The sequence below is a fragment of the Methylobacterium sp. C1 genome (assembly GCF_001854385.1).
Taxonomy (GTDB): Bacteria; Pseudomonadota; Alphaproteobacteria; order Rhizobiales; family Beijerinckiaceae; genus Methylobacterium; species Methylobacterium radiotolerans.
The window spans coordinates 6,072,588-6,090,961 of record NZ_CP017640.1 but is presented as its reverse complement, the minus strand read 5'-3'; the positions used below and the strand labels follow the sequence as shown (position 1 = coordinate 6,090,961).

The window sequence follows — 18,374 nt, the reverse complement described above, 5'->3', positions numbered from 1 at the left end:
CGGCCGCGCCGCAGCGTCGGGGATATCGCATGAAGCACAAGCCGCTCCGCGAGCAGGTCATCGTGATCACCGGCGCCTCGTCGGGTATCGGCCTCGCCACGGCCCGGATGGCGGCCGAGCGCGGCGCCCGGGTGGTGCTGGCGGCGCGCAGCGGCGACGCCCTGGCGCGCATCCGGGCCGAGATCGAGGGCGTCGGCGGCAAGGCGATCGACGTCGTCGCCGATGTCGGCCGGCGGTCCGACGTGCAGGCCGTGGCCGACCGGGCCGAGGCGACCTTCGGCGGCTTCGACACCTGGGTGAACGTGGCCGGCGGCTCGATCTACGGCCGGCTGCGCGAGATCAGCGATGCCGACCACGAGCGCCTGATCCAGACGAATTTCTGGGGAACCGTCTACGGTTCCCTCGTGGCGACCGAGCACCTGCGCCAGCACGGCGGCGCCCTCATCAACGTCGGCAGTATCGCCTCCGACCTCGCCTTCCCGTTCCAGGGCATGTACGCGGCCTCGAAACACGCCGTGAAGGGCTTCACCGACGCCCTGCGCATGGAGCTGATGGACGAGAACGCGCCGATCTCGGTGACGCTGATCAAGCCGGCCTCGATCGACACGCCCCTGCCCCAGCGGGCGCGCAACTACATGGACCGCGAGCCGAGCCTGCCGCCGCCGATCTACCCGCCGGAGGAGGTGGCGAACGCCATCCTGCACGCGGCCGTGCACCCGCAGCGCGACATCTTCGTGGGCGGCGCCGGCAAGGCCTTCGTGGCCGGCAAGGAACTCGCCCCCGGCGCCTACGACTATCTCACCCCGGCGATCATCGCCCTGCAGAAGCGCGGGAGCGCGCCGCGCAACCCGGACGGCGCGCTGCACGCGCCGGTCGCGGCGGGGGAGACGCGGGGCGACCCGCCCGTCCCGGTCATGCGGACCAGCGCCTATACCCGCGCGACCCTGCACCCCCTCGCGGCCGCGGCCGGTCTGCTGGGCGTCGGCGCGGCCACGGCCTTCGCGGTGCTCGGCACCTCGTCCGGACGCCGACGGCGCCTGTAGGGGGAGGCGCGATGGAGACCCTGCCCGGCCCCGCCCGGGCGGCACGGGAGGCCGGGAGCGGGACCGGCGCCGAGGCCGATCCCCAGATCGTGCCGCGCCGGATCGTGTCCCTGGCCGAAGACCGGACGATCGCCTACGCGGAGACCGGCGCCGGGCCGGATCTCGTGGCGATCCACGGCACGCTGATGTGCCTGGAGGACGTCTGGCTCGGCCCCGTGCCGGCGCTGGCCGAGCATTTCCGCGTGCTGGCCGTCGACCGCCCGGGCCACGGTTTCAGCCGGCGGCCGCGCGGCGGCGCGGCCGACATCTGGGATCAGGCGGCCTGTATCCGGCGAGCGGTGCGGCACCTCGGCCTGGAGCGTCCGGTCATCCTGGGCCACTCGTTCGGGGCCGCCGTCGCCCTCGCCTACGGCATGCTCCACCCGGACGAGGTCGCCGGCATCGTCGCCGTCGCGCCGATCTGCTTCCCTGAGCCGCGGCTGGAGCAGGTGCTGTTCGGGCCGCGGGCGCTGCCGTTCGGCGGCGACGCCCTGTCGGCGCTCCTGGGCGCCAGCAGCGACCGGGCGCTGCTGCCGCTCCTGTGGAACGCGATGTTCTTCCCGGAGGCGATGCCGCCGCGCTTCGCCCGGGACTTTCCCTTCGCCCTCGCGGGCCGCCCCGCGCAGATCACCGCCGAGGGCGAGGATGCGGGCTGGCTCTGGCCGGGTCTCACGCGCAGCGTCCTCAACTACCCGGTTCTGCGCCGGCCCACCCTCATCCTGGGCGGCAGCGCCGACCTGGTGGTGAACACCGACCTGCACGGCCGGCGCGCGGCCGGCCTGATCCCCGGGGCGCGGTTCGAGCGCCTGGCGGGGGCCGGCCACATGCTGCATCACCTTCAGACCGACGCGGTCGTCCGCGCGGCGCTGGCGGTGCACGCGGCCGCCTGACGGCCCCGCGCGGGGGCCGCAACTCAGCGGATGAGCGCCTTGATCTGCTGCTTGGCGCCCGCCTTCAGCCGGGCGAGCCCGCCGCGGGCCTGCCGCTCGCGCTCCTGCCGCAGCGTGCGCTTCTCGGCGTTCCAGGGATGCTCGTGCCGGAGGGTATGCTCCGGCGCGCGGACCCCGAAGCCGAGGGCGTAGGCGCGCCGCGGTCCGGCACTGAGATTCGGCCCGGCGCAGTGCAGGGTCCGGCAATCGTGGAAGGTGGCGCCGCCCGCCGGCAGCGGACAGGGGACCGCGCGCTCCACCGGAACCCCCAGCGCCTCGAGGCCGTGGATCCGCGGGTCGCCGCCGATGCTGCGATGGGTGAGGAGCGGCCCCCTGTGGCTCCCCGGGACGTAGAGCATGCAGCCGTTCTCCGGCGACACGTCCTGCAGGGGCATCCAGACCGTGATCGCCCGGTAGTTCGTGTAGGCGGCGTAGAAGGCCTCGTCCTGATGCCACGCGGTCGCCGCACCGATCTTCGGCGGCTTGCGGATCGCGTGCTCGAAGACGAGGGCCGCGCGGCTTCCCAGGAGCTGGCGCGACATGGCCAAGGCGTTGGCCCGGAACAGGATGTCCCGGAGAAGCGGCTCGAAGCGGGACGGATTGAGAAGTTGCGGGGAGCGCGCCTCGCCGGCGCCGCGGTCGATGTCGACGAGGTCGAACAGGCTCCCGTCCTTCCAGCCGCGCGCCTCCTCGAACAGGCGGTCGTAGGCGCCGCGCAGCGTGTCGAGCTCCTCCGCGGTGGTGATCGCCGGGACGGTGACGAAGCCGTCGCGCCGGAACGCGGCGATCTCGTCCTCGGTCAGGAGCCGGCTCGGGACGCGCCCGGCCGCCCGGCTGCCCGCGATCCAGCGGACGAGCCGCGACCGCGCCACGGCCACGCGGGCGGAGAGGCCGTTCCCGGCATCGGGGACGCCGAGACCCAGGCGATCCGGAATCGTTGCTCGCATCGCACCCTCCGCTTCGAGATGATCCCGCGAGGATGCCCGCGTTTAGTCCGATGCCTACAGTACCTATTCCTAGGTATGACTGCCCATTCCAGTCTCATGCATTTGTCTTCATCTTTGCCGCCCACCACCTCCAGTTGAGATTTCCGGCGGCACGTCTTGCTCGTACCGGGCGGGCGCCGCGGTCGGCCGCGCGGCTTCCTCGCGCCGGTGCATCGCATTGACGGCATTCCCGAAACTGTTTCCTTTCATGTCCAATATTTAATGCGTCTCACAGGAATCTTTACGCGTTCAATGCGCGATGACGACGATAAATACGCATCGGTTGCTCGGAGAGAGATCATGAATATTTTAATGAAAGCTGCTGCGGTCGCGATCGTGTCGGCGTTGCCGGGGTCAATGTGCGTGACGGGCGCGCAGGCGATGCCGCTCCCGGCCGATCCGGGCCTCGCGGCGCCGATCACCCTGGTGGCGGGAGGATGCGGGCCGGGAGCTTGGCGCGGCCCCTGGGGCCACTGCCGCCGCACGCCCTATGTCGGGCCGCTGCCCGGCGGCTGGTACCAAGTGCGGGCGGGGAACGGCTGCCCGCCCGGCTACTGGCGCGGACCGTGGGGCCATTGCCGCAACACGCCGTATCACGGCCGACTGCCGAACGGCGGTTACCGGTAGCCGGTTACCCTTACCGTCGACGGTGCGCGGCGCCGGAGCGCTGGTGGGCGGTGAGGGACTCGAACCCCCGACCCTCTCCGTGTAAAGCCGAGACCCGGTGTGATCATAAGGCATCAACTGGCGGCATAAGCCGTTATAAGACAGAGATTTCTGCGTCTGACCCTCTTCCGGCTGGGATCATAAAAGCGCATTGGGAAGCGGGATCGTGCTTCCCAACCGCTTCCCAGCCGAGCACCCATGCGCCTCACCAAAGCGACTATCGGAGCACTGGAGATCGCGCCTGGAAAAACCGAACGGATCGTTTTCGATGACGCTCTGCCAGGGTTCGGAATTCGCCTCCGAGCAGGCGGAAAGCGAACCTGGATCGTCCAGTATCGGGTTGGGACGAAACATCGCCGGGTCACACTGGCGAACGCCGCGGCTTTAGATCCGGAGGAGGCTCGCAAGCGCGCCCGGGAAATTCTCGCCAAGGTGCAGCTCGGCGGCGACCCGCAGACAGAAAAAGTTCAAGCCCGCGCGCGGGCGGCCATCACGCTATCTGGCGTAACCGCCGACTACCTGCGGCTGGTCGAAACCCGCCTTAAGCCAACCTCCTACGCTGAAGCCGCACGATACCTGGGTCGCTACCTGGCCCCGCTCCACGATTCGCCGGTCCACTCAGTCGGGCGCCGAGAAGTAGCAAGTTGGTTGAACGGCGTAGCTGCGCAACACGGTCCCCATGCGGCGAATCGGGGCCGGACGTGTCTTTCCGCTCTTTTCACATGGGCAATGCGCCAAGGCCTCGTGGAAACCAATCCTGTTACCGCCACCGGAAAAGCGGTTGAGGAAACCAGCCGCACGCGTGTGCTAACCGCGAGCGAAATTGCCGAGATATGGCGAGCTTGTCGAGATGATGACTACGGGCGAATCGTCAAACTGCTGCTTCTAACGGGCCAGCGACGAAACGAAGTCGGGGGCATGCGCTGGTGCGAGATAGACAGCGCAGCTAGGGTTTGGCGGCTTCCGGCCGAGCGTACCAAAAACGGGCTTCCGCACGACGTGCCGCTTTCACTCGCTGTTCGCGAAATCCTCGAAACCGTACCGCGTCGCGCAGGCCGCGAGTTTCTATTCGGGGACTCGGGTGGACCATATCAGGGCTGGTCTCGTTCGAAAGCCTCACTCGACAAACGCATAACCGAAACACGCATTTGGCTGCATGGTAGAAACGCGCAAGGTATTGCCCCTTGGCGCCTCCACGACTTACGACGCACCGTCGTAACCCACATGAACGAAAACCTGCGGGTTTTACCCCATGTGGTGGAAGCTGTCGTGAACCACATAACTGGACCAGCCAGAATGGGCGTTGCAGGAGTTTATAACCGGGCAACCTATACGTCGGAGAAAACCTCGGCCCTCGATAAATGGTCAGAATATGTCGATCTGATTATTTCCGCAGATAGACAGGCATGACATTCCAAACCAGCGGGATACATTAGAGACGAGAATTTTCTGACTTGCCAGATCCAATAAGATCGCTCATGCTTACTCGTGCTTCGCTCGTATGCGGGGTCTTGGAGCGAGCGTATGGCTCAGACTTACCTTGAGGGCTTGCCGCCCGAAGTGGCCGCCCAGATCGTCCTCAACCGCGTGGTGGGCGCAGCCGAAGCTGCCGCGTTCTGCAACTTCTCTCTACCGCACTGGCGCCGGCTGTACCGTGCTGGAAAAGTGCCAAAGCCCGTCAAGCTAGGCGGTCGCAAGCTCGGCTGGAGACAGGGCGCGCTCATCGAATTCAACGCTCAGCGCGCCGGCTGAAGGCCTCGGTACAGCGATTACCCTTGCAGATTTCAGCTTGGGCATAGGGATGGCCCTTCCCCTACGCATCGGGCGAGTCGCGGCACTTGGTAAGGCGCCGAAAAGCGCGGCGTGACCGCTGTCCTCTTACGGCGACCGGTGCGCACTCATTCATAGCCGCAGTAGCGATGATGGATTCAGCTAAGAGGCTAGCCTGCCCCATGGAACAACGTGAGCGTGCAAAGGAAAAACCTCGGACCCGTGCTCCGGGGTTCGAGACAGCCACGGTACTGACCAAGCGAGGGCGGGGGCTGGCAGCAGATATCGCGATCGGCACGGCCCACCCGGATATGCCGCTTGAGCACATCGTCCGGGGGCTCGCCAAAATCGTTCAGAATGGCGTCCGTACCGTCGTCGCGCGGGAATGGGCCGGGTTTCCGGCCGTCTTAAGCCGAGACATTCCCGCCGGAACAATTGCATTGCGCACATCCGGTGGCATCACGGCCTATTCCCTCGAAACCATGCAGCCCGTTGCAGCCGTACCCTGCTAGGCGCGTGTCCCGATCGTAACCGCAAATAACCGAGAAGGGTTTTTCGCGGGCGCCAGCCGGTGCCCCTTTTCTGTCTGCGTGGCGTTTTGAGTTCGACAGATTTCGTTCGTTTTTGTGCACCTCGTTTGCTCAACAAGTCATTCATAGTTTGGCTTTAATCGGCCAACAGCTTGGTGTAAGCAATTGGGCCGGCCGCCTAATTTTGGTATAAAAGCGTATACAATGGCCCGGCTGGGTGTTTCAGCGCGATGGCCCTTCCGCGCGATGCCTCCCCCACCCCTGAGCTAATCTGCGGAGTGTAGTCGCGTGCCTGATATTTGTAGCCGAGACCTAGACCAGGAGCTTGTCGCAGTTTCTGTTCGATTAAATGAAATTGATTCTGTGCCATACGAAGCCTCGTTACCGAAAATGACTGAGGCTGAGGAAGAAATAGCCAAAGGTGTTGCAAGATTTGCGTTAAAGGCGCTGCATACAAGACGGTCTGAACCGGAGAATGCGGGAAAATTCCAGAACTGGATAGAGCATTTCAGTCTTGATCACATCTGCATTTGGGCAATGTCTGGCAAGTACGATGTATTCGTGGACCTATTAGGCCCATTCAAGCAAAATAGGTACTCAGAAACTCCGTTCAAGCGGCCTTGCCTTCACGGCGTTTCTCTCTTGGATGTTGAGAATCGGAAGGCTTTGCTTTCGAAGGCGATCGAGACCTACGCGGCCGAGGTCCGATCGCAGAACGCGAAACGGGAGCGTGGTCGGTAAACCTGCACTCCCGTTCCCCAAGGCTGGAATAGCAGGCGTCGCCAAAACGCTGCAACTCATAGCAAGAGAGATTGTAATGAAAGGCCGAGCTAAGTCAACACCGGTTTTCCACGACGCGACGAAAACTTTCCGCGACGCCGGTATCTCGATTAGTTACCTTCTACCGATCGCCCCACCCGATGGTCACATCGGTGCGACGGGCACCCTCAAACCAAAAAGTATGGGGAAAAGCCCTGGCCGGTATGACCCTCGCCGCAATGAGTGGCGGGGGTTGTGCGGCTCTTTCATCAAAGACGGCGTGCCCGAGCGCGACGCCGTGGAGTTTGAGGAGTGGCCCACGGAAAGCGTTGGCCTCCTCGGGCGGTATGTGCCGGCAATCGACAGCGACGCGGAGAGTGCCGCCGCCCGCGAACTGATGGAAACCGTCCTGTCCATCGTGTTCGGCGCCAATGCCGGATACGCGGAACGTCTGCGCGGCGATGGCCACCGCCGGCTGTACGCTTTCGAGTGCCCCAATCCGGACGATATGGAGAGCGTGGTTCGGGGCCGCCACCTGTCCTACCGCCTCAACGGGGTAGACAGCAAAATCGACGTAATCGGGTATGGAAACCAGTTCCTCGCGGCTGGCCTCCACCAAAACCGTCGCGATCGGTACGACTGGCACCCGGATCGGGACCTATTCGAGCTTTGGGACCGCCAGGAAATCGCCCTCCTCGATAACGCCACCGTCAACCGCCTCCTCGATACCTTCGTTGAGCAGCTGGAGCGGGCCGGCGGTGAGGTCATTCGCCAATCGGGCGGCGCGGCGATCGGCGAGGACCGGGACTTCCGGTACGAGGAACCCACGATGCCCCTCAGGGCCGTCCTAGACGGCCTGGACCGCCTCCCGAACACGGAAGCCAACTTCCCCCACCGGGACGACTTGGTGGGCGTCCTGGCGGCGATCCGCGCCGCGCTCGGGTCCGAGGCCGAGGCAGCAGCCGACGATATCGAGGAATGGGCCACTCGCGACGGTTGGTGCGATGGAGAGTATTTCCGGAAGTGCTGGGACAGCCTCCACCGCGGTGTGCGTGTCGGCCGGAATACCCTCTCTCACATGTTCCGGCAGAACAAGATTTTCCCAGACATGCGGAGCGTGTTCCCCGACGATGAGGTTTCGCAAGGCGCTCGCAAGCGCTTGTCTGCGGCGAAAGACGAGCTGGCCGAGCTGTTGGAGAACGTGGGCCGGAGCTACGTTTTCGGCCGGGTAAACATGCGGACCGACAATGGCACGCTCCGGATGCGCAACGTGTTTGAGCCGGGCGTGGAGTTTCGCGGGCTCGACTGGTGGCAGTCCCGGACGGAGGATCCGCGGCTGTCGCTGGTGGACAAGCTGCGCGGCCACTTCGGCGGGAACGAGGACGGATTTTGGAATTTCGTTCGCGCGATGCGAGAATGGGAAAGGGACCTCCCCCAGGATGCGCCCCGGTGCTTCTACGTCGGCGAGACGCGAAACCCGCTCTATGAGCGCGGCGCCGTCGTCCCCGAGCCGCAGCCGGACGGAAACCCGGCGTTCCTGCTCAACATGCGGTTTCAGTCTCCCGTCATCCGCTACGGGGAGCGCGCGCCGAAAAATGCCGCTCGGGCTGCGGCCGACCTGGAAACCCTCCTGGAGTTTATGGAGCGGGTTTTTGGGCCGGAACACGTCAAATACGAGCTGGATACCCTGGCGTACATGGCCCAAACCGGGAAGCGCCCCGGCCATATGCTGTTCCTCCAAGGGGACCACGGCGTGGGCAAATCGATCTATGTTGCCATGCTGGTTTCCATGTTCGACGGCACCGGCCGGGACCAGGGCGGCCAGATCGATGGTACGAAGATGATGAACGAGGCCTCCCGGCGCTTCGCAATGGCGAACGTTGAGGGGTGCCGCATCATCAGTATTAAGGAACTGCCGGACGGTTCCACTCTCGCGAACCAAAAGGCGGTAACTGCTGCCCTGAAACAGCTTGTCGATCCGGGGCCCGATGGCGACTTTTTCCAGATTGAGGAAAAACGGGTCAATGCCCGAATGGTTCGAAATTTCGCCCGTGTGGTGAGTACGTCGAATTACAACCGTGCGCTTGAGGTCGAAACTCAGGACCGGCGCATTTTCTATGTGGCCTGCGGGATCACACAGGAGAACAAACCCGAAGAACAGTATTACGCGGACCTAACCGCCGTAACCCTGGACCCGGAGCGGTTGGCGACACTGTGGCGGTTCCTGTCCAAGCGGGACGTGAGGGGGTACAACGCCGCTAAGGCCCCACCGGTTACTCGGGAAAAACGGGAAGTGCAGATTGCTGGCCTGGACGCGTGGGACCGGCATATGCAGGCGGCCGTGGAGGTTTTCCGGAACGCTGGACGGTGTATTTTCGATATGAAGGAATTCGCAGCGATCATGTCTCAAATGAGCGTAAACGAGCGCGAGAACACAAACGGCGACGTAGACGATACCCAAACCTATGACTTCGGAAAGACACCTGCTCTGGCGAAGCGCCTCAGTAAATACGCCCAAAAGATAAGTGAAGTCAGATCCAATGGAGCGCGCATCGCGACCGTTTACGGCCTGAGGACGGCCCGACCACTCATTCAGAAACTCGCAGAGGCAAATGGCCCGGAGGTTTTGGACGAGCTGGACCAGGACCAAGCTGAAAACCGGCTGTCGTCGGACCATGTGTGGCCGACGTTCTCAGGGCCGCCTAAACCTGCCGATCGGCGACAGTAGGATAGAGCGTCGCGAGACCCGAAACCGGTCTACGGGCCGGGTCTCGCGACCAAGAGTCCTTCTAGAAGGGAGCGTGCCCGAGCCAGCTCTCTACGTGGCGCCGAGTTTTGGCACTGGTCGCCATGGCACCGGGCTCTTGGTACCGTCCCCTACCGACCCAACCTCGCCGTTGCGCCTGCATTCTTCCGATCCGGCAAGCGGACGCTCAGCAAGCGTTATGCATCGGCTTCATCCTCGCCCGCATTGCTGGCAGCCAGTCTGCTGCGCAACACGCTGAGGACCCGAACGGCCGTCGCTAAATCGTCTAAGGACAGACCTGTCGCGAGATCGTCGGCAGCTGGGTCCCAGGCCCGGATCGCGTCATCGTAGGCACGCTTGCCCGCCGTCGTCAGAAGCACTAGTTGCGCCCGCTTGTGGTGCGGATTGTTCTCGAACCGCACTAAGCCTTCCTGTGCAAGCTCGTTGACGATGCGCTGGACGTTCTGCCGGTTCGCCCCGAGGTCGCGGGCGAGCCATGCCACCGGTTGCGGTCGGTCGGCGTAGGCGATGGCTCCCATGATCTGCCAGCGGGCGCTGGTCAGGCCGAAAGGTCGAACCAACCGGTCGCCCCAGACAAGGGACGCGTTGTTCACCCGGAAAAGCGTGAGGACGAGATCGGTCAGCGTCTCGGCCGAAGGCGATCTGCCGGGCATGTGGGCATCCTGTTGACATCATGGTGTCGATTTCATAAGTTGACACCATGATGTCATATCGGCACCATAAAGCCAAGGGACTGACATGCCCAGGTTTCTGGAAATGGACGCGACCGTCACGCTCGCCGACCAGCTTCGCGAGGACACGCACGGTCCTGTGGTGCTGGTCAACACATTCGTCGTCCCACCCGAGGACGCCGACGCGCTGCTGAACGCCTGGAGCCGCGATGCAGCGATTATGAAGCGCCAGCCAGGTTTCATCTCCACCCAGCTTCATCGCGGTACTGCGGGTAGCGGTACCTTCCTGAACTACGCGGTCTGGCAGTCCGCCGCGCACTTCCGCGAAGCCTTCGCAAACCCGGAGTTCAGGGCGCAGCTGGGAGCTTATCCGGACAGCGCGACGGCGACCCCACACCTGTTCCGCAGGGTTGAGGTTCCGGGCATCTGTGTGGCGTAAGCAGCAGAAGTATCCTGCCCCCATCCCACGCCTGAGGCCGGCGGCTATCAACTGCGCTCGCTTTCCAGCCAGCTCTGCAGGAAATTAATCTTCTTGTTCCCACCCCAAGTCGCTAATCCGATAGCGAGCCAACCCAGCCGCCGTGAATGCCGATGGCGCTTCTCCAAAGCGGCCGTTCGTCAGCACTCCGGCAAATTCGGCTCGGGGTGGTTTTCCGCCGGTCCGCTTTCGGACGGCAAATGCATCCAAGCGGACATAGCCGTGGGGATCGCTCTCGACCCATCCTAGCCGCCCGAACCTCCGTTCGCGCTTCCCCAAAGCGGCGGATCGTCTATCGGCCAGCGACGTCGGCTCAGGGCAGAACGCAGGCCATCCGTTAGATGTGAGTTCAGGGTTGCGAGGCGACAGCAGGAACGCTTTGCCGTAGACTCAGAAGAAGTAGGAACTTCGTTTCGGCTTCGTGAGGAAACATGTCGCAACAGCAAGACGGACAAAAGAAGGGTCAGGATGGAAAAGCAAAGTCGGTCGAGGAGGTGTTCATCCTTGAGCGCAGTTTTCCGAACCTGGATGCGATATTTAGCCCACTAAGGCCCGTGCATGTTGCGGCGGCTAGTACGCTAGTGGCGCTTGATACGAACATTTTGCTATTACCGTATCAAGTAATGAAACAAGATCTTGCTGCAATCACCAAAGTTCTTCATGGCCTTGCGGCAGATGAGCGTATTTTCGTTCCGGCTCGGGCTATCAGGGAGTTCGCACGACTAAGGGAAACTAAATTTGCTGAGATGGTAAGTGGCCTGAACGCGATGAAGTCGCGCTACAACGACATTGATCCCGTCCCCAATCTATTCAAGTCAGTGCCCGGTTTCGAGGAGCTTGAAGCCCAACATAAAGACGCTCGACAATCGCGCAGACTATACTTAGAGACCCTTGGAAAAATGGTTGAGACGGTGAAGTCCTGGCGCCAGGACGATCCTGTAACCAAGCTTTACAGATCAGTATTTCTAAAAGAGCGCATTATCGACAGCGAAGAGACGGACGAAGCGAAAATTCTTGAGTCTTGGCGGTTAAGAGTTAAGACGAGAACGCCTCCGGGATACAAAGATGCGTCGAAAGACGACGAAGGTATTGGGGATTATCTTATTTGGCTCTCATTGCTGCATCTTGGAAAGAAATACAAGAAAGATTTACTATTTGTGACTGGGGACGGAAAACCTGACTGGGCAGTAAGGGACGATAAGAAGGTGCTATATACACGGCCAGAGCTGATTTCGGAGTACGCGGAGGCGTCAAGCGGGGCAGTACTGCGCGTGTGCAATATGGAAGATTTTCTTCGCGAGATGGATGTTGACCCTGCGATCGTCGCAGATGTTGCGCACGCGGAGAGCGTCAATTTAGAAGGTACGGCGGAAGGGCATAGCTTTGCTACGGGCGCATTGAGCGTCGAAAGCTCACATCAGTCACTGACAGAGATACAGATCAGCTTTGATTATTCGAAGAATGATGGGTTCTTCGTCGTCGGCGAAGGAGTGATGCAGTTTGTTTTAAGATTTTCGAAGGCCAGCGACACATCTATTCATCTTTATAAGGACGGCACTAATCTTCAGAGAATTTCTCGCTTGAAGGGTGTGGGACCCGAAGAAATAGTCGATATGCGAATGCATGATTCAAGCTCACGTGCTTACACAATCATGATCAATGAGTATTTTTACGCGGAAAACACCCACGGCAATCAGCTTATCGGGAGGATAACCGGCATATCCGACGATACTAGAGGGGCCGATCGTGATAATCTGACCGCTCTATGCACACTATATGGGTCGAATGTAACATTATTTACTTCATAAACTAAATATCGAATGGTGATTCTGGTTTCCTCGTATCAGGGTCGCCATGGTTAGTGATCGGGAGCGGAAGCGATGTCTGCTCCCACGCTTTTCGGCCAGATAGCGGACTGACTGAAAGCCACCCTCTGCGGAAGTTGCTGCACGGCCGACGAGCGGCCGCCTTGGAGAAGCTCTGACGGGGATCCGGACGGCTGGGTTGGGTCGAAACCGGAATGGCTGCTTCGGAGAAGGTCTGCCGAAAAAGGCGGACGGCCTCCTAACGACCCAACCCGGCCGCCGGAAGCAATGTCGGCGCTCCCCCGAGGCGAACATTCGTCAGCCGTCCGGCAACTTCAGCTCGGGTGGGGAGCGGACCCTGGGCATCCGCCTCAAAGCGGAGATTCTGGTTCAGACCTAACCCGGTCAGCTGGAAAGCCCGCGGCGCTTCTCCAAAGCGGCTGCTCGTCAGGCCTCCGGTAACTTTGCCTTGGTGTAGTAAGCCGAAGCTGGCAACGCGACCAAAACCGGACATCCGATTTGGGCTCATGGAGACAGCCTCAGGCAATAAGTGAATGGCGGCGCCAAGTAATCACTTTAAACTTTTAAATATTGATGAAATGACTTGCGAATTAGCAGCGGATGATGAAGTCGGACCCCAATAAAGAACATAAAGTATCTTGTTGTTCTCTGGCGGTATATACCAAAGACTTACAAATGTCGGCTCCCCATCTTCTTTGGCATTCCAAGTTATCCGCGTTCCATCCCTCCCAGCTAACACGGCTTTTGCCTCCGCTTTCGTATTCTCGCTAAGAATCACCGATTCGCGTGCAAGATAACTCCTAACTTCTGCCAGCACCGCATTCGGCGAAGATGCATCAATCGCTTCGATAGCGATATACGTTGAACCGTCCGGAGAAGTAACGTCAACTCCTTCCTCGGTGGCTTCCGGTTTCCATATGTCAGGTATTTCAACAGTATATTGAGCTTGATCGTCGCTAGGTATTCGAAACTCGGCCGCCAATACTCCGGAAGATAATCCGGATACCAGGGAAGCTACCGCGATTAATATAAGTGAACATGATGAAACATCAAACACAATGTCTTGTTTGTTTCGGATATTGGCGGCGGTCTGTAGCAGTCGGAATAGGCGACGTGATGACATGATCCGCTCCCGCACAAAGAGAAAATTATAAACTTATCATCATTGCCGCTTTAAGAACAGTTATGAGTGCGACATCTTTGATTGTGATTTACCGTGAACCAGTCTGGTATTTTGGACCAGTGCAGATGATGAGGGTTCCCCGGATTTTGGTCCGGCCGGAAGGTGAGCCTCCGGGTCTCATTCGGCGGCCTGGATGGCCGCCAGGGCGAATTCCTGGGGCGCTCGCCACCCCAGGGCGGTGTGAGGACGGCTCTCGTTGTAGTACCGCCGCTACGTCTCGATCTTGCTCCTCGCATCGGCCAACGACAAGAACCAGTTCGCGTTCAGGCACTCATCGCGCAGCCGGCCGTTGAACGACTCGACCAGCGCGTTGTCGGTCGGCTTACCGGGCCGTGAGAAGTCTGACGTGAAACCGTTCTCGTAGGCCCAGCGGTCGAGTGCTTTTGAGACGAGCTCAGGCCCGTTATCGACCTGAATCGCGCACGGGGCTCCACGCAGCAGCGTCAAGCGGCCGACGACAGCCACGACCCGCTCGCCTTTGATGCCCTGGTCGACCGCGATCGCCAGAGCCTCGCGCGTGAACAACTCGACGACCATCAGCGCCCTTAGCCGTCGGCCGTCGAACAGCGCGTCGGAAAGAAGTCCATCGGCCAGACTGGCAATCAGCACGTCGCGAACGCAGCCTGAACCGTCCCGCTTGTCGAGACCGGCATGCCCACAAACCAGGCCGGATGCTTACGGCCATCTGGTTGAGTGAGAGAACAAGCTCGCTGCCATCTCGCTCGGACGGCCTGCGTGGCCGCGCGAGATCGGGCGGTTGATCGTGTACCTCGTGAGTGCCGACGTGGACTACGTCACCGCGCAGAGCTTCGTCGTGAACGGCGGCCTAAGAACCCGTCCGATAAGGGTCTGAGGCGGGGTTGAGTGGCCGGGATGGCGATGGTTCCAGGCGGGTGCTGAAGCCTGACCTGGACCTGCCATGTGGACCCCGACCACCCGGCGGCAGCATAGCCGCGCGGGCCTTCGCTATGAAACCGACCTGACCGATGCCGAGTGGGCGGTGATCAAGCCGCTGATGCCGAGGCCTGAGCCGCGCGGGCGGCCTCCGGTCTGGACGACGCGGGAGATCCTGAACGCGATCTTCTACGTTCTGCGCGGCGGTATCGCATGGCGGCTGATCCCCAAGGATCTACCGCCGCGTTCGACCACGTTCGGCTACTTCAGCCGCTGGCGCGACACAGGGCTGTTCGGCCGGATCAACCACCACCTCGTCATGGCTGATCGCGAGCGTGTCGGACGAGAAGCTTCGCCGTCCGCCGCAGTGCTCGACAGCCAGACCGTCAAAACGATGGAGAGCAGCGGGCCGCGCGGCTACGACGCCGGCAAGAAGGTCAAAGGCCGCAAACGCCAAGCGCTGGTCGACACGGACGGGCGTGCGCTCGTCCTCGATCCGCAGCCTGCCGACGTACAGGACCGGGACGGAGCCGTTCCGGTGCTGCGCCTGTCGCGCCGAAGCTTCCCGTTCATTACCAAGGCCTTCGCCGACGCCGGCTATGCCGGCGACAAGCCAGCGAGCGCGACGATCATCGCCGTCGAGATCGTGCGCAAGCCGCCGGATCAGGTCGGCTTTGCCGTGCATCCACGCCGGTGGGTCGTTGAACGGTTCTTCGCCTGGATCAGCCGCAACCGACACCTCTGGAAGGATCCGGAAGCGACCCTCGCCTCCGCCAGAGCCTTCCTCTACGCCGCAGCCGTCATGATCCTCGTCAGACGCCTCGCCCGATCAACCTGACTTCTCGGACGGACTCTAAGCATCAACGTCGGGCAGCGCGCGTGAGCGGCGAGACGAGATCGGCCGGGACGCAATTGGCGGAGCCGCAAAGTTTCTTACTGCCTGAGCAGGGCTTCGTGCCGGACAACCCAACTCTGCCGGCTCTTCTCTACCGGCGCGCGGTCATGGCGGAGGACGCAGAGGGGACTACTGCTGTGATGGAGACGCTTTTCGCGAGCAACGGCTGGCCGGCGCAGTGATGAGACGGCGTGTTCGGCCATCACCCCTACCACTCGACTGCCCATTCAGGAGTAAGCGTTGGCGGAACGGACGAACCCGACAACGAACCCTCTTCAACCGGAATAGACTTAGTCTTTCCTACTCCGCCCGCCACCAGGAATGGCCGTATCAAATCATGCTCTTCCAGCGCTTGCTGGTGGGTACAGGCACATGCATTTTGCGGCGGTGCCGGTTGCCGATGGGCGCTGATCGCTTGTACCGTGAGCAGCCAACGCACCTGTCGCCGACAGGTTGTACTCCCGGGAGGGTCGATCATGCTGGAGGCCGATTTTCGCCCGGTCAGACGCCCGAAGCGAAGTGCCATTCTGTTGTTCGCCGGCGCAACAATATCGTTTGCACCGACGCAATCGAGCGCGACGATCAGGGTCTGGCACTGCGGCGTCGACTCGGCTGCTTGCAGCGCACTAACTCACAGCAGTGTCCCACTTATTCAGATTCAGGCCAGCCCTGCATCAGCCCTGATCGACGCAGCGAAACGGTGGTTAGAAGTAGCTGAGCGGATCCGAAGCTCTGGCGCTCTCCTATCTCGAGGCACGCTCCCTCCCGATCTGACGACAGCCCGGACCGCATTCGAGCAGGCTTGGTACAATGCAGGGCTGCAAGACCGCCGTGAGGCCGGCCACCAGACGCTCGGCAAAGCCTTCTCAATGTTGATTCGATCCTACCGCACACAAGAGAAGGGCAATCCAGATCCCAGCATCGCTTATACCTGGTCGGACGAGATGATCAATTTTTTCCGCCAAACGGCCAGTCGGCGCGAGCTCGCTGACGCCATGCTTGAGAAGGCCGCGATCTATCTCGAAGTATCTCAGCTAAATCACACAGATCGAATTAGATTTGACCGCATATCAAGCGACGGGGATCGACTGCTCCAAGACTGCATGTCGATTTTCGAGGAAGATCAAAAGACAGAAGTACTTCGCTACTGGAGCCGTTTCTATTATAATCTTGCTAGACCTGCGTCGGGGAGGCTATCCGATCGCTGGGACGACCGATTTCTTATGCTAGCCGACGAAAGAATAGATAGCGCGCTGGATCGAGAGCCAGAGTTGCTCAAGAACTTGAACCAGAAGGCACGAGTGACCCAGCGTCGCGCTCGTAACACCCTTCAAGCCCCCTCCAAGCATTGGGCTGATGCGCTCTGGAAAGCTCAGCGAGCATACTCCGGCGCCTGGAGAAAGGTAGATTCCTCAATTCAACGAGCGGAAGATCGCATTTCACCGCTGAACGTGCTTGCAATGGTCACGCTCGACGCAGCAATGTACACACTTACAGTATCCGACGAAGACAGTAAACGGGTTGTGACTCCAAACCTTCTCAAAGAGCTGGATGACACTGGACTAAAGGCGCAGCTCAACGCGTGGGCCTTGATCCGAAACACCGAGCTTTCTAGAGCATATGGTTTTGACACTGCTTACGATCTTGCTCGAATATATGCGCTCCGCGGTATCCTCGCAGGTATCCAGGGAAGCGGCCGTCAGAACGAGGACGTCGACGCTGCTGCACTCTATCTACGCGAGGCGCGTCAGCTTGCAACTGTGGTTCAACTAGACGCTGCAAAGGCGAGCGTTGGAGGGGACCCAGTTTATGCCGGCCTTCCAAGCCACGCCACCCAAAGGCTGTTGCGAGTCTTGAATGGAGAAGAGCAATAGCCAGTCTACTTAGGTATTTGGCTGCTGATTAACAATGAGTTTAAGATCGATCCAGCCTCGGTAGCGATCAAAGAAAGGACCGCTTTTTAGGGAATAGGATACTTGCGCTTTCGTGCCATCCGGGGCGATTGTGATACTTGGTCCGGAGCTATTGTTCGCCGACCGGGTTTCCGGATTGACTGAAACAATCCGGCAGCCCTTGTCTGCCTCAATTAATTCGTAATAGTCCCTGGCCGTAGGTGCCGCTTCGTTCTGCGAAGGCTGCGTGCGGCTAACAATTTGTTCTTTGGTGCCGCAAGCCGGCGAATTTGCAACGGGAGGTACGCGAACGATCTCGTTAGTGGGTAGCGAGGCAGGACCTATTTGCGGGGGCTTTGCCCCACTCGGACATTGCTGACCCGAGCTCCTCATTAGGCTTTCACCGTAAAACAATGGTTGTAAAAAAGTGAAAGTCGGAAAGCCCGTCGCTGCCCCCGCGTTGACCGCGACAACATCGCCGTGCCCATCAACGACCGGGCCGCCGCTCATCCCCGGAACAATTTGGACGTTCGAGGGATACTTGTTGTCTGTGGCAAGCGGCCCGGTAATATCACCAGGAACTCTGATTGCAGGGTTCTGCTGGCCGAATGGAAAACCGAGGGCAACAACCCGCTCGGTATCGCCAAGTGGGCGACACACTGGCTGAAACACCGATTTCACATTGGCTGCATCAACGCTAGCCCGCTGAATACGAATCAGGCAAAGGTCTACGCTGTCGGTTTCGCACCTTACAACCTGAGCGTTGACTGGGAAGGACCCACGATCACGAAGAGCAACACGGATCCACCTAGGGCCGGGAATCTCCTTTTCTTTGAATAGCACCACGTGCTTCGCAGTGACGATATGACCCTCTCTATCAATGAGGAAACCCGAGCCTTGCGTAAGCTCTTTCTCCGCTTGTGTGATAGGATCAGTTACCCCGACCCGAATATACGCAAGCGCCTCCATCGGTTGAGCGTTGGCCTGAATAGACAATCCGCATACAGCTACGCCGGCAGCAAGCACATACAGCGCGAATTTCATCT

The 18,374-nt window shown here is 60.9% G+C and carries 15 protein-coding genes and 1 pseudogene; 11 read left to right on the top strand and 5 right to left on the bottom strand.

Features of this window, described 5'->3' with window-relative positions; all coding sequences use genetic code 11:
- The first annotated feature begins 29 nt into the window (after nt 1-29).
- Both BKE41_RS28120 and BKE41_RS28115 read left to right on the top strand, forming a co-directional pair.
- Nucleotides 30-1,043: an SDR family oxidoreductase gene (locus BKE41_RS28120; RefSeq protein WP_043075006.1), complete on the top strand. Its 1,014-nt coding sequence runs from the start codon at nt 30-32 to the stop codon at nt 1,041-1,043.
- Nucleotides 1,044-1,054: 11 nt separating this feature from the next.
- Entirely contained in the window at nt 1,055-1,972 is a 918-nt protein-coding gene (locus BKE41_RS28115) for an alpha/beta hydrolase (protein WP_071000518.1), read from the top strand.
- 23 nt (nt 1,973-1,995) lie between these two features.
- Here BKE41_RS28115 and BKE41_RS28110 read toward each other — a convergent pair whose 3' ends face one another.
- Nucleotides 1,996-2,958: a phytanoyl-CoA dioxygenase family protein gene (locus BKE41_RS28110; protein ID WP_053622301.1), complete on the bottom strand. Its 963-nt coding sequence runs from the start codon at nt 2,956-2,958 to the stop codon at nt 1,996-1,998.
- A 339-nt stretch (nt 2,959-3,297) separates the two neighbouring features.
- Between BKE41_RS28110 and BKE41_RS30680 the strand changes: the two genes are divergently transcribed.
- The 5 genes from BKE41_RS30680 to BKE41_RS28105 all read left to right on the top strand — a co-directional run bounded on the left by BKE41_RS30680 (nt 3,298) and on the right by BKE41_RS28105 (nt 9,450).
- A complete protein-coding gene (locus BKE41_RS30680) occupies nt 3,298-3,624 on the top strand; it encodes a hypothetical protein (RefSeq protein WP_182177899.1) in 327 nt (108 codons plus the stop codon).
- Nucleotides 3,625-3,861: 237 nt separating this feature from the next.
- Nucleotides 3,862-5,073 (top strand): site-specific integrase, encoded by a 1,212-nt coding sequence (locus BKE41_RS30675; RefSeq protein ID WP_083374470.1) that lies wholly within the window; start codon nt 3,862-3,864, stop codon nt 5,071-5,073.
- A 114-nt stretch (nt 5,074-5,187) separates the two neighbouring features.
- Nucleotides 5,188-5,415 (top strand): hypothetical protein, encoded by a 228-nt coding sequence (locus tag BKE41_RS31465; RefSeq protein ID WP_159392828.1) that lies wholly within the window; start codon nt 5,188-5,190, stop codon nt 5,413-5,415.
- A gap of 200 nt (nt 5,416-5,615) precedes the next feature.
- On the top strand, nt 5,616-5,945 hold the full coding sequence (locus tag BKE41_RS31460) for a hypothetical protein (RefSeq protein ID WP_159392827.1): 330 nt from the start codon (nt 5,616-5,618) through the stop codon (nt 5,943-5,945).
- A gap of 835 nt (nt 5,946-6,780) precedes the next feature.
- The gene (locus BKE41_RS28105; RefSeq protein ID WP_159392826.1) at nt 6,781-9,450 is read left to right on the top strand and encodes a DUF5906 domain-containing protein; all 2,670 of its coding nucleotides are present in this window, start codon (nt 6,781-6,783) and stop codon (nt 9,448-9,450) included.
- A 215-nt stretch (nt 9,451-9,665) separates the two neighbouring features.
- On the opposite strand, the gene BKE41_RS28100 is transcribed toward BKE41_RS28105, so the two are convergent.
- Nucleotides 9,666-10,142, bottom strand: a complete 477-nt coding sequence (locus tag BKE41_RS28100) for a MarR family winged helix-turn-helix transcriptional regulator (RefSeq protein WP_071000516.1) — start codon at nt 10,140-10,142, stop codon at nt 9,666-9,668.
- Between the two features lie 103 nt (nt 10,143-10,245).
- On the opposite strand from BKE41_RS28100, the gene BKE41_RS28095 reads away from it, so the two are divergent.
- The gene (locus BKE41_RS28095; RefSeq protein WP_245295863.1) at nt 10,246-10,599 is read left to right on the top strand and encodes an antibiotic biosynthesis monooxygenase family protein; all 354 of its coding nucleotides are present in this window, start codon (nt 10,246-10,248) and stop codon (nt 10,597-10,599) included.
- A gap of 470 nt (nt 10,600-11,069) precedes the next feature.
- A complete protein-coding gene (locus BKE41_RS31455) occupies nt 11,070-12,446 on the top strand; it encodes a PIN domain-containing protein (protein ID WP_159392825.1) in 1,377 nt (458 codons plus the stop codon).
- 568 nt (nt 12,447-13,014) lie between these two features.
- On the opposite strand, the gene BKE41_RS31450 is transcribed toward BKE41_RS31455, so the two are convergent.
- Both BKE41_RS31450 and BKE41_RS28090 read right to left on the bottom strand, forming a co-directional pair.
- Entirely contained in the window at nt 13,015-13,587 is a 573-nt protein-coding gene (locus BKE41_RS31450; RefSeq protein WP_159392824.1) for a hypothetical protein, read from the bottom strand.
- A 177-nt stretch (nt 13,588-13,764) separates the two neighbouring features.
- A pseudogene (locus tag BKE41_RS28090) lies at nt 13,765-14,240 on the bottom strand (integrase core domain-containing protein); the annotation flags it as partial.
- A 326-nt stretch (nt 14,241-14,566) separates the two neighbouring features.
- On the opposite strand from BKE41_RS28090, the gene BKE41_RS28085 reads away from it, so the two are divergent.
- The gene (locus tag BKE41_RS28085; protein ID WP_071000514.1) at nt 14,567-15,379 is read left to right on the top strand and encodes an IS5 family transposase; all 813 of its coding nucleotides are present in this window, start codon (nt 14,567-14,569) and stop codon (nt 15,377-15,379) included.
- A 533-nt stretch (nt 15,380-15,912) separates the two neighbouring features.
- A complete protein-coding gene (locus tag BKE41_RS31445; protein WP_159392823.1) occupies nt 15,913-17,310 on the top strand; it encodes a hypothetical protein in 1,398 nt (465 codons plus the stop codon).
- A 9-nt stretch (nt 17,311-17,319) separates the two neighbouring features.
- Here BKE41_RS31445 and BKE41_RS30670 read toward each other — a convergent pair whose 3' ends face one another.
- Nucleotides 17,320-18,372, bottom strand: coding sequence for a serine protease (locus BKE41_RS30670; RefSeq protein ID WP_083374469.1), 1,053 nt, complete (start codon nt 18,370-18,372; stop codon nt 17,320-17,322).
- Between the last annotated feature and the right edge of the window lie 2 nt (nt 18,373-18,374).